Origin of the sequence: Leeuwenhoekiella sp. H156, from assembly GCF_052218455.1 — a bacterium.
Taxonomy (GTDB): domain Bacteria; phylum Bacteroidota; class Bacteroidia; order Flavobacteriales; family Flavobacteriaceae; genus Leeuwenhoekiella; species Leeuwenhoekiella parthenopeia.
Window position 1 is genome coordinate 2,088,776 of sequence record NZ_CP197499.1, and the last position, 14,345, is coordinate 2,103,120.

The 14,345-nt window shown below is 44.7% G+C and carries 14 protein-coding genes; 6 read left to right on the plus strand and 8 right to left on the minus strand.

Features of this window, described 5'->3' with window-relative positions:
• Positions 1 to 104 precede the first annotated feature (104 nt).
• The 6 genes from ACSSS3_RS09120 to nirB all read right to left on the minus strand — a co-directional run bounded on the left by ACSSS3_RS09120 (position 105) and on the right by nirB (position 7,640).
• The gene (locus ACSSS3_RS09120) at positions 105 to 1,535 is read right to left on the minus strand and encodes an MFS transporter (protein WP_442847304.1); all 1,431 of its coding nucleotides are present in this window, start codon (positions 1,533 to 1,535) and stop codon (positions 105 to 107) included.
• A gap of 135 nt (positions 1,536 to 1,670) precedes the next feature.
• Complete coding sequence (locus ACSSS3_RS09125; RefSeq protein ID WP_442847305.1) at positions 1,671 to 2,342, minus strand: response regulator; 672 nt, start codon at positions 2,340 to 2,342, stop codon at positions 1,671 to 1,673.
• A gap of 9 nt (positions 2,343 to 2,351) precedes the next feature.
• Complete coding sequence (locus ACSSS3_RS09130; protein ID WP_442847306.1) at positions 2,352 to 4,142, minus strand: type IV pili methyl-accepting chemotaxis transducer N-terminal domain-containing protein; 1,791 nt, start codon at positions 4,140 to 4,142, stop codon at positions 2,352 to 2,354.
• 9 nt (positions 4,143 to 4,151) lie between these two features.
• Positions 4,152 to 4,730: a DUF4202 domain-containing protein gene (locus ACSSS3_RS09135; RefSeq protein WP_442847307.1), complete on the minus strand. Its 579-nt coding sequence runs from the start codon at positions 4,728 to 4,730 to the stop codon at positions 4,152 to 4,154.
• Between the two features lie 9 nt (positions 4,731 to 4,739).
• Positions 4,740 to 5,120: a nitrite reductase small subunit NirD gene (nirD, locus tag ACSSS3_RS09140; protein WP_442847308.1), complete on the minus strand. Its 381-nt coding sequence runs from the start codon at positions 5,118 to 5,120 to the stop codon at positions 4,740 to 4,742.
• Between the two features lie 18 nt (positions 5,121 to 5,138).
• Positions 5,139 to 7,640 carry a nitrite reductase large subunit NirB gene (nirB, locus tag ACSSS3_RS09145; protein WP_442847309.1) on the minus strand — a complete coding sequence of 834 codons (2,502 nt, stop codon included), beginning with the start codon at positions 7,638 to 7,640 and terminating at the stop codon, positions 5,139 to 5,141.
• Between the two features lie 388 nt (positions 7,641 to 8,028).
• Between nirB and ACSSS3_RS09150 the strand changes: the two genes are divergently transcribed.
• The 4 genes from ACSSS3_RS09150 (at position 8,029) to ACSSS3_RS09165 (ending at position 11,703) form a co-directional block, all read left to right on the plus strand.
• Positions 8,029 to 8,655: a hypothetical protein gene (locus tag ACSSS3_RS09150; RefSeq protein ID WP_442847310.1), complete on the plus strand. Its 627-nt coding sequence runs from the start codon at positions 8,029 to 8,031 to the stop codon at positions 8,653 to 8,655.
• Positions 8,656 to 8,741: 86 nt separating this feature from the next.
• Positions 8,742 to 9,836 (plus strand): sensor histidine kinase, encoded by a 1,095-nt coding sequence (locus ACSSS3_RS09155; protein WP_442847311.1) that lies wholly within the window; start codon positions 8,742 to 8,744, stop codon positions 9,834 to 9,836.
• Positions 9,823 to 11,145: a sigma-54-dependent transcriptional regulator gene (locus tag ACSSS3_RS09160; RefSeq protein ID WP_442847312.1), complete on the plus strand. Its 1,323-nt coding sequence runs from the start codon at positions 9,823 to 9,825 to the stop codon at positions 11,143 to 11,145. The genes ACSSS3_RS09155 and ACSSS3_RS09160 overlap by 14 nt, the downstream gene beginning before the upstream one ends.
• 189 nt (positions 11,146 to 11,334) lie before the next feature.
• Positions 11,335 to 11,703: a hypothetical protein gene (locus ACSSS3_RS09165; RefSeq protein ID WP_442847313.1), complete on the plus strand. Its 369-nt coding sequence runs from the start codon at positions 11,335 to 11,337 to the stop codon at positions 11,701 to 11,703.
• A gap of 91 nt (positions 11,704 to 11,794) precedes the next feature.
• On the opposite strand, the gene ACSSS3_RS09170 is transcribed toward ACSSS3_RS09165, so the two are convergent.
• Positions 11,795 to 12,304, minus strand: coding sequence for a DUF1440 domain-containing protein (locus ACSSS3_RS09170; RefSeq protein WP_442847314.1), 510 nt, complete (start codon positions 12,302 to 12,304; stop codon positions 11,795 to 11,797).
• Positions 12,305 to 12,600: 296 nt separating this feature from the next.
• Here ACSSS3_RS09170 and ACSSS3_RS09175 point away from each other — a divergent pair, with 296 nt between their 5' ends.
• Positions 12,601 to 13,077 carry an ankyrin repeat domain-containing protein gene (locus tag ACSSS3_RS09175; RefSeq protein ID WP_442847315.1) on the plus strand — a complete coding sequence of 159 codons (477 nt, stop codon included), beginning with the start codon at positions 12,601 to 12,603 and terminating at the stop codon, positions 13,075 to 13,077.
• Positions 13,067 to 13,648 (plus strand): hypothetical protein, encoded by a 582-nt coding sequence (locus tag ACSSS3_RS09180; protein WP_442847316.1) that lies wholly within the window; start codon positions 13,067 to 13,069, stop codon positions 13,646 to 13,648. Before ACSSS3_RS09175 ends, ACSSS3_RS09180 begins: the two co-directional genes overlap by 11 nt.
• On the opposite strand, the gene ACSSS3_RS09185 is transcribed toward ACSSS3_RS09180, so the two are convergent.
• The gene (locus ACSSS3_RS09185; protein WP_442847317.1) at positions 13,645 to 14,301 is read right to left on the minus strand and encodes a 3'-5' exonuclease; all 657 of its coding nucleotides are present in this window, start codon (positions 14,299 to 14,301) and stop codon (positions 13,645 to 13,647) included. The two genes, ACSSS3_RS09180 and ACSSS3_RS09185, sit on opposite strands and share 4 nt — an antisense overlap.
• Positions 14,302 to 14,345 lie beyond the last annotated feature (44 nt).

The following is a 14,345-nucleotide window of genomic DNA, read 5'->3' on the forward strand; positions in this document are numbered from 1 at the left end:
AGTTTATTGTTTTTTCCAGATAATCAAAGCAGCAGATTGTGATTTACGAAAAATGGAATCTGATTCAGAAAAAATGCAGAAAACGGATTTTAAGCAGGTGAATTTTATGCATTTGATGGCACTAACTGCTCGGGTAAATCGTAGCTGAGTTCTTCGGCTGCAGATTTTTCGTCAGCGGTTGAAAAGCGGATGGCAAGTGCCAAAACTCCTGCTAGAAATACTAAAACACCAATGAGAAAATAACCGCTTGATACGGCTGTTGCTGCTGCTTCTGCCTGAGCCAGTTTTACCACTTCTTCAGCTGCACCGGCATTGGCATTTATGGCTGCCTGCTCAGCCACGGCGGCTTTCGATTTCAACAGTAAGGCGGCGAGAAATGCACCTACGTTACCCCCGGCACCAACAATACCTGAAATAGAACCTATGGCTTTCTTGTTAATAAACGGTACTACCGAGAAGGTTGCTCCTTCAGCCATTTGTACCGAAAGGCTAAAGGCTACCAGAAATACAATTCCCACAATTAAACTTGTGATGGCTGAAAAGGTAACCAGCATAACTCCCTCCAGGGCAAGAATAGCAACCAAAAAGAGCACCCGGCCGCGCAATCCCTTCAGCTTACCAAATTTATCTCCAAAATAGCCTCCCAGCGTGCGGGCAAAAATATTCATCAGGGCAAAAGAAAGCACGATATTACCGGCCGTGATGCGATCAAGGCTGAAGGTGTTTTGAAGGTAGTCATCCATAGTGCCGTAAACGGTTAATTCGATACCAAAACAGGCGGCATAAACCACAAAGAGAATCCATACCCGGTAATCTTTTAAAGCTTCCATAAAGCCTACTTCGTCCTTTTTACCGGCTTTTACTTTTTTACCGGCTGCGCGGAGTTCGCTAAAATTACCTTCGGGCGTATCCTGAGTAAAGAAGTAATAGACAATGCCCATCAGGAAGCAGATAATTCCTGCGATGATAAGCGAGTACCTCCAGGCGTCTGCTTCGGCAACACCCATACCGATCACGGCAGCTGCAATAAGCGGCATCCCCAGACGGTTTGCACCACCACCCAGATTACCCCAGCCTGCAGAAGTGGCGTTGGCGGTTCCTACGATATTAGAGGCAAACATAAGCGAGGTATGCACCTGTGTGATTACAAAGCTGGCGCCGATAAAGCCTATAAATAACCGGCATATTAAAAACTGAAGCGGAGTTTGTACCAGCCCGCACAGGATAACGGGTATTGCACCCAGCAGGAGCAACCAGGTATAGCACAATCTAGGGCCGTATTTGTCGCAAAGTTTACCTATTAGCAAACGGGCAAATACAGTACCTGCAACGGCCAGAATCACAGAATTCCATTTTTGATTGGGAGAAAGCCCCAGATCCCGTACGACATCGGGCATAAAAGGAACAATACCAAACCATGCGAAGAAGCATAAAAAGAATGCCACCGAAGTAATCCAAAACGTTCGCATAGGAACGCTGGTAAAATCTTTCAAATTAAGGCGGGTTGCCTTTGCGGAAGTGAATGTACGTGTCATAATTAAGTGTTTATACTTACAAAAATAAGTAGTAATACTTAATTATAATACGTAGTCTTGAAGAAATACGAATATTAAAATTTCAATCCGTTTTATTATCAATTTCTGAAAATGCAGATTAAAATAGTTAGAGATTTACATCAAATTGAATTCGGAAGCCTTGTTTGCCAGCTCCATAAGATTCTTAACCTCAAGCTTTTTCATCAAATTGAAGCGGTGAACTTCTGCCGTACGCTTACTGATGTTGAGGTCTTCGCCAATTTCCTTGTTGCTTTTGCCTTCAAGTACCAGTCCCAGGATCTGGCGCTCGCGTTTGGTAAGGCTGTAGGCATCAACAATAGAGGCTTTGGGTTTTTGAATCGGAGCTGGGGCCTTGCCGGTCACAAAATTGTTGATGATGATAGATGACAGCTCCCCGGCAAAATACTTATCCCCCTGTTGTAAGGTGTGCAGGGCTTTTAGAAATTCTTCCTTGCTCGAACCTTTGAGCAAATACCCGTCTGCACCGGCCTGTATAGACTGTAGCACATACTCCTCACTGTCATGCATAGAAAGCACCAGGGTTTTGAGATCAAGTCCCTCATCGCGCAGTTGCTGCACGACTTCAATACCGTTAAGCCCGGGCATTCGGATGTCGACAATGAGTAAATCGGGTTTTTGCTTGCGCACGACTTCAAGGGCTTCCCTGCCGTCTGAAGCTTCATCAATTACCAGAATATCCTGCTGGTCTTCAAGCAGTGCTTTAATGCCGTCGCGTACCAGGACGTGGTCGTCTGCAAGTACGACTTTGAGCTTCTCGGTTTCCATATTGAGCGTTTAATCTATGGGGATGTTGAGCACAATGCGTGTTCCCTTTCCCGGCTCCGAATTTACGAAAAGTCTTCCGTTAATGTAGTTCATACGCTCGTGCATAAAGGTCATACCCATTCCGCCACCTTCGCGGTTCTCAAGGTCAATTCCGGAAGGGTCAAAACCTTTGCCGTCGTCGTCTATGGTAATGCTGAGCATGCTTTTGCTGTGCCTAACGCTTACCATAATAATTTTAGAGCCTGCGTATTTTAAGGCGTTGTTGATTGCTTCCTGGGTAATGCGGTAGGTGTTAATCTCCACCAGACTGTCTAGCCGCAGGTTAAAATCGGTCTTGTTGTGCAATTGGATGTGCTTGCCGGTGAGGTTGCTGAGTTCTTTTGTGAGTTTTGCCAAAGCGGGAATAAGCCCATGGTCTGTAAGCTCAGGCGGAGTAAGGTTAAAGGTGGCGGTGCGTATGCCTTTAATAATATCCAGCGAAAGGTTTTTAAGATGGGTGATTTTGGCCTGTGCCTTTTCAGGGTCTTTAAGGTCTATGCTTTCGAGGGTAAATTTAAGCCCCGTAAGCATCTGGCCAATGCCGTCGTGCAGATCACGCGCAATGCGGTTTTGCTCACGCTCCTGATTTTCGATGATTTGGCGCGAAACGTTTTTCTGCTGGCTGATGCGCTCTTCAAAGTGGGATTTGGTAAGCCGTTCAATCTCATCATGTGCCTCTTTTCGCTTGGTGATGTCTATAAAAATGATGAGTAACTGATGATTTTCTTTATGTTTTAAAAACGGAAGCAATGACATTTCAAAATAACGACGGTTCCCTTCTTTTGGGGTGGCGCTGATCTCTCCCTGCCAGCCGGTGCGTTTGTGTTCGTTTAAAAGTTGCTCCAGACGCTGCTTTTCGGGCTCGTGGGTAGAGATAACATCAGAAAGTCTGGATTGAGTTTCGAGATTTTTGGGTTTAAAGAGTTTGATAAACGGGTCGCCCGCGTGCAGAATGTTTCCGTTGAGGTCTGTGCGTACAAAAAACAGGGTACGGTCCATCGCCTGGCTTAGTGCCTGGTATTCCCAAAGTAATTTTTCTTTAGATTCGGCTAAAGCGTCGGCGTCACGGGCCATTTTTTGAGCCTTTCGCTCTGCGGTAATAAGATCAAACATCCCGGTGCGTACCGCTTTCGCCGTAGGCCAAAAAATAAAAATGAATTCAGCTAAAAGCAGGAGCAGGGTAAGTCCCATTAGCAGGATCTCAAGGGTGCGCAACCGCTCAATCTTGGCATCGGCCTCATACTGGTACTGATTTACAATACGGTCCATCAGCCTTAAAAACGGGGCTTCATTTGCCAAAATGGTGTTTAAAGCGCTGAGACTGTTTACATCTGTAGTATTTTCTGCGGAAAGCAATTGTGCCGAAGCTGCGTAGACCGACTCAAAATACGGATTGATCTGATCAAAAAGCTGGTTGATACGGGCTGTATTGACTGCCGGAATATGCAGGCTGTCACTGCCGTTTTGCAGTGCGAGATGGCTGTTGTGCCAAAGCGTGCGGGTGGCGCTCAGACTGTCTTGCAGGGCCTGAATCTTCGCGCTGTCACCAGGGCGGGTGAGGAGCAGGGCTTCTTTAGTAATCTTTTGACTCAGCATACGCTGGCGCCCTGCGATGTTGATGACGGTAGAGTCTGCCGTTTGATCGTTTAAAAATTTACGAACCAAAACCTGGCTTGCCACTACCGATAGCGCAATAAGGCTTAGTGCGATGATGTAAAGCTTCCGGAGTTTGGAAAAGGTTTTTTGGTCTAATGTGGCCATCTGCAATTTTTAAGTCAGGGCCTTGGTTACGAGTTCGCGGGTCTTTGGGCTCAGGTCGAGGGAAAGCGCAGCTTTGTGGCCAGCTTCAGACATTTTGGCCCAGGTTTTCTGAAGGATATCAATTACTTTCTCTTCCGGATGTCCTTTGGCAAAATCCTCAAAATAATAGTCCAGAAAAACCAGACAGATTACGTCTTCAAGCTTTTGAGAATCCTCATCTTTTTTAAGTAATTTTTTTCGAATCAAAAAGGCCACGCGATCTCTGAATTCTTCAGTAAAACCAAGGTTTTCAAGAATACCCGTGGTGATAGAAGCGTGCATCTTTTTGAGGTCTTCGCGCCATTTGAGATATCCGGTACGATTCATAGGATAAGAGTCCCGGGGTATCTGCCAACGGCAAATATGCTGGGCGCGGGCTGCGATTTGCAAGGTTTCAGGAGCCTCGGGGTCAAAATCCTGCAAACGTGCGCTCATACGCCGCGAGTAGAGCAGTTCTTTGGGGACCTGCTCTCCGTCAACGAGTTCGTAGTTAGGGTCTTCTGCGTTTTTAGCGTCTATGGCGGCAAATGCCTGCTCCAATACTGTCATGGGCCTGGTTTATTTATCACTAAAACCAATATACACCATATTATCCTGAATTTTTACGGGATAGGTTGCAATTTGATAGCTTTCGCCATTAAGGTTAGAACCGTCCTCGAGTGAAAAGGTTTTTTTGTGAAGGGGGCAGGCCACTTTGGGAATGCCGTCTGCATCACCGGTCATCCCCCGGGATAAGACCATCTCGAGTTTGTGCGGACACAAATTCTGACAGGCATACCATTTTGAAGTCAGGCTGAAATTGAAAACCGCGATTTGAAGTTTTCCATGTTTTACGCAGGCTCCTCCATTTTCGGGGAAATCTGAAGTATGACCTACCCTGACCCAGCTCGTGGCGGTGTCAGGAAAAACGCTGGTATAGTTATTTAGTAATTCTTCCATGTTAAAAGCTTGAGGTTATTACCAGGGGCGTGGCATTTTTTGATCCCGAAGCGACACAAATTCTACCGTGTCGTCTACGTCGTCTGAGTTTACAAAATGTTTAAATCGGGAGGCCAGTTTAGGATCTTCAATAGCCTGTTTCCACTCGCATTCGTACTTGTTTACAAGTCCCTGCATTTCGGTTTCGAGTTCTTCGGCGATACCCAGACTGTCTTCAATAACTACCTGTTTCAGGTACTCGATACCTCCATCCAGTTTTTCAAGCCAGGGTGCTGTACGCACTAAAGGACCTGCCGTGCGTATGTAAAACATCAGGAAACGATCGAGATATTTGATGCAGGTTGCATCATCCAGTTGCTCGGCCAGTAAAATGGCGTGTTTGGGAGTTGCCCCGCCATTACCGCATACGTAAAGATTCCATCCACCATCTACCGCGATGAGTCCAAAATCCTTGCCCCGGGCTTCGGCGCACTCACGAATACAACCGCTTACGCCGCCTTTCAGTTTATGCGGAGAGCGTAAACCGCGATAGCGGTTTTCAATCTCGATAGCAAAGGAGACCGACTCGTGCATACCGTAACGGCACCAGGTTGAGCCTACACAACTTTTAACCGTACGCAGCGATTTTCCGTAGGCGTGACCGCTCTCAAAGCCGGCGTCAATAAGTTCTTTCCAGATTAGCGGAAGCTCGTGAAGACGTGCTCCAAAGAGGTCAATGCGCTGACCACCCGTGATTTTGGTGTACAGGTTGTATTTTTTGGCTACTTCGCCCAAAACGATGAGTTTCTCGGGGCTGATCTCGCCACCCGCAACACGCGGAACTACCGAGTAGGTCCCGTTACGCTGTATATTGGCCAAAAAACGGTCGTTAGAATCCTGAATCACCGGTTGTTTGTTTGCGGTATCCATATAAACACTCGAGAAAATCGATGCCATTACGGGTTTGCAGATTTCGCAACCGCAACCGCTGCCCAGACGGGCAAGGGCCTCTTCGAAGGTCTTGATCTGTTTGATTTTGACCAGATCATAAAGCTCCTGGCGGTTGTATTTAAAATGCTCGCAAACGGTATCTTTTACTTCTTTGCCCAAAGCCTTAAGGGTCTCATTGACGAGGTCGACAACCATAGGCTTGCAGCCGCCGCAGCCGGTGGTGGCTTTGGTGCATTTGATCACGTCTTTAAGATCAGAGCAGGTACCTTCTTCAATACTCTTGCATATACTTCCTTTTGAAACGCTTTCGCAGGAACAAATCTGAGCGGTATCGGGCAAATCGAGCACGCTTCCCAGAATATTGCTGTCTCCACCCCGGGAACCCAAAATAAGATCTTCGGGATTCTGGGGCAGCTTCATCGCATTATAGTAAATCTGAAACAGGCTGTTGTAATCGGAAGAGTCGCCAACTAAGATACCACCGTACAAACGCGAACCATCGCGGGCAACATTGATGCGTTTGTAAATGCCGCTGCGTTTGTTAACGTAGGTGATAGCTGCTACTTCTTCATTTTCAATAAAGGGATCACCAAAGCTCGCCACTTCGGTGCCTATGAGTTTGAGTTGGGTAGACATATCAATGGAGGCCGCCATACTTTTGCTACCGTCTGTAAGCTGGTGTACCGCAACATCGGCCATTTCGTAACCGGGAGCAACCAGCCCGTAAATACCGTCATTGTACAGGGCTACCTCGCCTATTGCAAATACGTGGGGGTCTGAGGTTTTCATTTTTTCATTAACCACAATGCCACCCCGTGCACCTACCTGAATCCCGCAGGCGCGTGCCAGTTCATCCCGTGGCCGAATCCCCGCAGAAATAATCAGCATATCAACATCCAGATGGGTGTCATCTGCAAATTCCATACGTGCTATGGCTTCGTCCCCGGCAATTTGCTGGGTGGCTTTGCTGAGGTGAATGCCTATACCCAGACTTTCTATTTTAGCCTGAAGCATCGCGCTTGCGGCATCGTCAAGCTGGCGTGGCATCAGGCGCGGTGCAAACTCAATCACATGGGCCTCAAGCCCCAGTTCTTTAGCGGCATTTGCGGCCTCAAGACCTAAAAGTCCACCCCCAAGAACAGCAGCCTTAGCACCCGACTTAAGTTTGGCAGCGTAGGCCTTCATCGCATCGAGATCTTCAATGGTACGGTAGACAAACACGCCCTTTTTATCTGCTCCTTTTATGGGTGGAACAAATGGCGCCGAGCCTGTGGCCAGGATGAGGTTGTCGTATTCATATACGGTCTGCTTATGAGTCGTTACCGTTTTAGCCTCCAGATCAATTGCGGTAACCAGTTCTGAGGTGTGAAGTGCAATCCCTTTAGAGGCATACCAATCCCTGCCGGCGAGCAGGAGCTGGTCTGCGGTTTTATCACTAAAATATTCACTAAGGTGAACCCGGTCGTAAGCAGGACGCGGCTCTTCTCCAAAAACAACGACCTGAAAGGCCTCAAAATCAGGATGTGCAGCTAGTTTTTCGCAAAACTTATACCCTACCATTCCATTACCAATAACGATGACTTTTTTCATGAGCTACGTATTTAAAGTTCAAATATAAGTATAAATACTTATTTTAGTACGTATTGATTTCTAAAAAATTACGGGCAGGTTTTACAGAATTGATAAGAAATCGGGCTGTAATTGAGTTTTTGATGGAAGTATGCCGCTTGAGGGCCCTATCTACTTAATTTGAAAACCTTCAGTTATAAGCACAAAGCTTCTAAGGGTTAAAAATAGCAGCTGTATTTTCCGGGTAAAATTTACCCGATACGTATAGCAATTACCCGGCTGATTATTCGGTATAGGAATAAGCATTTTTTTAAAATTTTGATAATCAGTATTTTATTATGAATTTCAAATTCTGGCGTTCTTTTGGAGGAATAGTTGCTTACTAATGAGTAACTCAAATCTCTAAGTAATGGCTAAGTCTTTAAATACCGCCCGTCGTATCAATACCATTCTGGCACTGGCTGTGGTTTTCCTGCTCGTTTTGGCTACAAATCGCATTGATCAGTATCATTTTAAAACCGCTCAGACCAATATGAATGAGGTGTTTGAAGATCGGGTGCTGGTGCAGGATTACATTTTTTCAATTTCGCGGGAATTGCATACCAGGCAACTCAAGCTCTACGATACTGTGCCTCAAACCACCAATTCAGGTTCTGAACAAACAGAGAGCGTTTCTCAGATTCTTTCCAAATTTGAAGCGACCAAGCTTACACCGGCCGAATACAATCTGCTTAAACAGTTTAAAAACGATTTCAATACTCTGGAAGGGCTTGATCGAAATCCTTCAACACAGACTGATGTTCAACTCCGGAAACGAAAAAGTGACCAACTCGCTGCCCTTCAGCAAAATTTGCTGGAGCTGAGTGAAATTCAGGTACGCGAAAGCAGGCGTCTCACCCGCGAGTCTCAAAAATCCCTTGATGTAAGTAATCTGCTGGCGAATCTGGAGATTTTCTTTTTGATCGTCATCGGGATCGCCCTGCAGGTACTTATTTTTTATAAATCGAAAAAGCTCGCGAAACAAAGCGCTGCTTAGGATAGGAGCATGCGGGTATTTTAAGGCTAAAGTTTTGGTCTTACACAAACAGGATGTTTAACTTAGACGATCTCTAAGATCGGCTTATGAACAGCATAGAAGCAGCTTTGAAAGAACGTATAAAAGAATTGACCTGCCTGTATGAGGTTTCATCCATATTGGTAAATGCCGACGAGACCAATCACGAGGAAACCTACAGCAGTATCGCGCAAAGTATCAAAATTGGATTTCAATATCCGAAAGATACCGAAGTGGTCATTGAGCAGGGAACGTTTTCCGTAAAGACCGGAAGCGTAAAAACCGATAAAAAACTCACCAGTGCCATTCAGCTTTTTAAAAAAGAGGCCGGTACCATCTGTGTATACCTTAACAAAACCGAACTTGATTTTTTACCGGAAGAGCAGCCGCTTATAGACAACATTGCTTTAAAAATTGGTGACTATCTCGAGCGTTTGGCGATCAAACAAAATGAGCTGTTGCTGCGGCAGCAGATGGAGCACGCAGACCGGCTTACGATTATTGGTGAACTCACCGCAGGTATTGCGCACGAGTTAAATACGCCGCTGGCAAATATTCTGGGTTTCGCCGAATTGTTACGCGATAATCTGAGTGATCACGATCCTGCTGTTTCCGACGTGGATAAAATCATCAAAAATGCTATGTTTTCGCGTGAGGTGGTTAAAAAACTGATGTTTTTTGCGCACGCCATTCCGCAGGAAAAAAAGGAAGTGAACATTATCCCGGTAGTGCGGGATGCACTCGATTTGCTCGATGCCGCGTTTAAAAAAGAACAGGTGCGTTATGATTTTTATACAGAACAGGACCCCATTAAGCTTAAAGTAGATGCGGTGCAGCTGACTCAAATAATCATAAATTTGGTGATTAACGCGATTTACTTTTCGCCTAAAAAGGGCCTCGTAGGCATTAAGATTACACAGCAGGATGAAAACGTGGTTTTTGAAATCAGCGATGAAGGACCGGGGCTCAGCCCGGAAGCGCTGGAGAAAGTTTTTCAGCCCTTTTTTACCACCAAGCCCACGGGTGAAGGTTCAGGTCTTGGTTTAAGTGTGGTACACGGTATTGTAACCAGCCATAATGGAAGTATAACGGCTCAAAACAGGCCAGATCAAGGTGCGCTTTTTACCGTGCGCCTGCCCAAAGACGAATATGCGATTAAATAAAGAAAACATATTAATTGTAGACGATGATCTGCATATTTTAGAACTGCTTCAGCGGCATCTACACCGCTGGAATTACCATACCTATCGAGCAGTTTCGGTTAAGGAAGCGGTGAATATTCTACGGGATTCTCAGGTCGATTTGTTGATCACCGATTTAAAAATGCCGCAGATAGACGGCTTTGAACTCATCAAATTTGTCTCTGAGCATTATCCCGATTTGCCGAAGCTTATCGTGACCGGCTTTCCTTCGGTACAGGATTCCCTCAAAGCTATTAAGTCTGGCGTGGCCGAATATCTGACGAAGCCTTTTACACGCGACGAACTCGAAGAGGCCGTTACCAAAGCACTTTCAGCTTCCCGGGCAAAACCTAAAATACCAAGTCAACCGGTGCAGCGCGATGCGTATGGTGAAATCATTGGTTCTTCAGAAGAAATGAGCGAAGTTCTTGAGGTGATTGACCGGGTTAAAGACAATAAGGCTACGCTCTACATTAGTGGCGAAAGCGGAACCGGAAAAGAACTGGTTGCCCGTGCGGTACATTATCAGGGTAAGTTTGCGGCGGCTCCCTTTGTACCTGTGAATTGCGGCGGAATCCCTGAGACTTTACTGGAAGCAGAATTATTTGGTTACAAAAAAGGAGCCTTTACGGGGGCAGAAAAAGACCGTAAAGGCGCATTTCAGTCCGCACAGGGTGGGACTATTTTTTTAGATGAAATCGGGAATGCGTCATTGGCTGTGCAGGCCCGTTTGCTTAGGGTTTTACAGGAAAAGGAGGTGACTCCGCTGGGTTCGCACAAACCTGAAAAAATTGATGTACGGGTCATAGCTGCTACAAATAATGACCTGGCTGAGATGATCCGAAAAGAAACCTTCCGGGAAGATTTGTATTACCGCCTGAGTGTGGTGGAGATCCATATTCCGCCCCTGCGCAAACGCATGACAGACCTGCCGCTACTGGTAGATATGTTTTTGCTCAAATACGGTTTAGAATACAAAGACCGTTACCTGAAAATTGAACCCGAAGCCTTAGAAGTGCTGAAACGCTATTCCTGGCCGGGCAACATCAGGGAGCTTGAAAATGTGGTACAGCGCGCAGTGATTATGTGTAATAAAAGCATACAGGTTAAAGACCTTCCCGATCATTTAAAGTATGCTATTGATATGCCGGAAGATGCACTTACCTCTCTCGCAGAAATGGAGCGTAAGTACATCAAAAAAGTGCTTCGGGCTACCGGAAACAACAAAACCAAAGCTGCAGAAATTCTTCAGATTACCCGAAAAACACTACGCGAAAAGCTCAAGGAATAGCGGGTAATTCTTACCCGGCCGGATCTTTTTTACTCACCGGCTGTTCATTCCGTTTTCAGCTTATTTGAAAATAAGTAATTGAAATTCAATAAGTTATAATTTTATTCAGCTAAATGGCCCAGGTAGTGGCATACGGCTTGCTCTTTAGATGGTATTACATCTAGTAAGTAATCTTAAAAAAATAGTCGTATGAAAACATTTATAGCAATTGCCGCAATGGCACTGGGATTAACAACTGTACAGGCACAAAACACGTGTGAAACTCCGCAGTTGAAAGCAGGCGATGTGATTAAGATCGCAAGCCCTTCACACGCTACCTACTCGCACATCAACTTCCCCAAAAGTAATTTTATCATCAAGCGAGGGGGGATTGCCAATCATAAATCGCTAATCAACAAAGAGGTTGAGGTAACCGAAGTAAAAATGGAAAACGGATGCGTTGCTCAGATCGAAGTAAAACTGAAAGACGGCAAGAAGTTTTTTAATGTGGTGCGTGAGGTAAGTATCGATTTGGAAGATGCTCTTGCTGCAGGTGAGGTCAGGCTTTTAAAATCCTAACGAAAATTGGTGACGTAAAGTGGTTAGTGCTTTGCGTATAATAGAAACCCGCTAAGATTAGGGAATTAGCGGGTTTTCTTATTTTATAAATCTACTCTTTTAATCTTCGGGCTACATACCCGCGAATAACTTCGGTTGTTATACCAAAGGCAACATGCGCTATCAGTTCATTAATCTGAACGTTCAGGGGTATATCTGTGGGTTTATCTTTTAGTCCTAATAAAGGCAGCGAGGTCTCGTGGGTACCTATCCAGGTTGTAGCACCGTATGCAGCGCCTTCAAGAATACTTATTTCACCTTTATCCCTTTTGGCATAGCCGTAAGTAGCACCCAGACTGGCTCCAAAAGGTATGTTTATTAATTGTTCTGCCAGCTCGTGATTGGTTTCACTGATGCGCTCACCGGTAAGTTTGACCGAAAGATCATCTACCAGCTTAACCTGGGCAGACCGCGTGTTGGGTTTACGTACAGGAAGTACTTTCTCAATTGCGGTTTTAACCAGTGTGCCGGCAAGCCCGCCTAAAACACCGGATATTAAACCTCTGGTCACATTAGAAGAAAATGAATCTTTTTCTAACCAGGCTTCTACAGCATTACTCATAGTATTGGATTTTGGTTTAAATTTATAAAGACACGAGGTAGTAGAACGCTGGTTTAACAGCTCTTTCACAGCAAATTATTTTAACATTTTGCTATTATAGTTTTTTTGAAATTAGCTTTATTTATGTGTTAGGTACTGGGATATAGGTTTGACTTATTGTTAAATTCAAATATGCAATGTTGATACGCGTTTATATCACAAACTTAAGGGTATCTTGCCCTATAAGTATTGAGTTTAAGCGATGTTGTCAATCTCATTGTTAAATCAAAACTTGAAATACATCTAACCCTAATAATATGAATTCTGAAACGCTTTTTAATGCCATACGCACCGGCGATGGCACACAAATCAACCAAATTTTAGAAGCGCAGCCACAGCTTGTAGATGCAGTAGATCAACGTGGGTCAAGCCCTTTATTGCTGGCCAGTTACTACGGCCATCGCGATGTTTGTGAGCAACTTATTGCACGCGGGGCTAAAATTAACGCTAAAGATGCAAGCGGTAACACTGCTTTAATGGGCGTTTGCTTTAAAGGCTATACCGAAGTAGCCCAACTTCTGGTAGAGAAGGGTGCTGATGTAAACGTTCAGAATTTTAACGGGGCGACGGCTTTGATTTATGCTGCTACTTTTAATCAAAAAGAGTTGGTTGAACTGTTGCTTTCTTACAATGCAGATGTAAACCTTCAGGACGGGAGAGGGCTTAAGGCGGTTGACCATGCCCGTATGCAAGGCCTCAATCAGATCGAAAAAATACTGGAAGATGCAGGCTGATCCTTTAGATCAATTGCATAGCATTCGATTTAGAAAACCCGGCTTAGGATCAAAATCGGTATTAAACCCCGATCAGGAAAAGGACTTTTCGAGATTTCTTATCAATGCACTGGGTTCTGATGTTTTTGTAATAAGTACGGGTCTGGGCCTTGATGTATATTACAGTCATCAGCAGGATTGCTCAGCTTTTATTACTAAAAATCTATGGCTTTTTCAGGAAACTGAGATAAAAGGCGATATCGTTATCGTGTCTGAAGAAAATCACGGGCGGGATGTTTTGGATTATTTTGGTACCGTGGTAAATACGCTTGTAGATTATCCCTTATTGCTGTTGTCCTGTTGTAAAAAATTTATGAGGCAGTATCAGGCCACACCGCATAAATCCAGATTGCATCTGTTGTTATACTCTGCTTTTCAGTTTCACATGCAGGCGCTAATTACCGATGCGAAAATCCCTTATCTGGAAAAAATAAAAAAACTTTTAAGCCAATCTAAAGCTCTTAATTTTGAAACCCTTGGGGACCACGATAATCTCGTAAATAAATTGCGGAAGTCTCAAAACCTAAATTAACGGGTAAGGTCTTTTAGTCGTTTGGGTTTTTTAAGTCTGGACAAAATCTTCAGGAAAGCCAAAGCTGTAATGTACGCATCTCCAATGGCCTTATGCCGGTCTGTACGGGCAATATTGAGTTCTTCACACAATTCGTCAAGGCTGTAAACCTTATCAGGGTTTGTGATATTTACAAGATGTACCGTGCGTTTATACAAAACTCCGGTATCTATGGTTTTGTTTTTAAGTTTAGGAGCTCCCAGTCTTTTAAGTGCGTAATTTATAATACCTACATCAAAACCTATGTGATGCCCTACCAACACGGAATTCCCGATGTAATTAAGAAATTGCTTTACGGCTTCTTCTTCGCTGATTTTTTGGTATTTACTGTTCTCTTTTAAAATCCCGTGTATGGCCACGGCGTCTTTACTGAAAACTTCCTGTTCGACATAGAGCTCAAGACTGTTTGACAGGTTTATGCGGTTACCCCTCAATTCAACGGCTCCTACACTGAGGATACGGTCTGTTTGTTTATTGAGTCCTGTTGTTTCGGTATCAAAAACCACAAAGCGTGCATCTTCGGGGGCAGGATCTTCGAGGCCCGTAAAGAGCACAGCATACTCCTTGTAAAAGGCGGGCGGATCTGGTGTTTTCTGAAAAAATGGAATTCTCATAGCGATTAAAATCAGTAGGATAAGGCCTTCTTAATTCACGCCAA

Coding starts and splice junctions, on each gene's coding strand:
- ACSSS3_RS09180 (WP_442847316.1), top strand. CDS start 13,067: ATGCAGGCTGATCCTTTAGATCAATTGCATAGCATTCGATTTAGAAAA.
- ACSSS3_RS09130 (WP_442847306.1), bottom strand. CDS start 4,142: ATGGCCACATTAGACCAAAAAACCTTTTCCAAACTCCGGAAGCTTTAC.
- ACSSS3_RS09150 (WP_442847310.1), top strand. CDS start 8,029: ATGGCTAAGTCTTTAAATACCGCCCGTCGTATCAATACCATTCTGGCA.
- ACSSS3_RS09175 (WP_442847315.1), top strand. CDS start 12,601: ATGAATTCTGAAACGCTTTTTAATGCCATACGCACCGGCGATGGCACA.
- ACSSS3_RS09120 (WP_442847304.1), bottom strand. CDS start 1,535: ATGACACGTACATTCACTTCCGCAAAGGCAACCCGCCTTAATTTGAAA.
- ACSSS3_RS09155 (WP_442847311.1), top strand. CDS start 8,742: ATGAACAGCATAGAAGCAGCTTTGAAAGAACGTATAAAAGAATTGACC.
- ACSSS3_RS09165 (WP_442847313.1), top strand. CDS start 11,335: ATGAAAACATTTATAGCAATTGCCGCAATGGCACTGGGATTAACAACT.
- ACSSS3_RS09170 (WP_442847314.1), bottom strand. CDS start 12,304: ATGAGTAATGCTGTAGAAGCCTGGTTAGAAAAAGATTCATTTTCTTCT.
- nirB (WP_442847309.1), bottom strand. CDS start 7,640: ATGAAAAAAGTCATCGTTATTGGTAATGGAATGGTAGGGTATAAGTTT.
- ACSSS3_RS09125 (WP_442847305.1), bottom strand. CDS start 2,342: ATGGAAACCGAGAAGCTCAAAGTCGTACTTGCAGACGACCACGTCCTG.
- ACSSS3_RS09160 (WP_442847312.1), top strand. CDS start 9,823: ATGCGATTAAATAAAGAAAACATATTAATTGTAGACGATGATCTGCAT.
- ACSSS3_RS09185 (WP_442847317.1), bottom strand. CDS start 14,301: ATGAGAATTCCATTTTTTCAGAAAACACCAGATCCGCCCGCCTTTTAC.
- ACSSS3_RS09135 (WP_442847307.1), bottom strand. CDS start 4,730: ATGACAGTATTGGAGCAGGCATTTGCCGCCATAGACGCTAAAAACGCA.
- nirD (WP_442847308.1), bottom strand. CDS start 5,120: ATGGAAGAATTACTAAATAACTATACCAGCGTTTTTCCTGACACCGCC.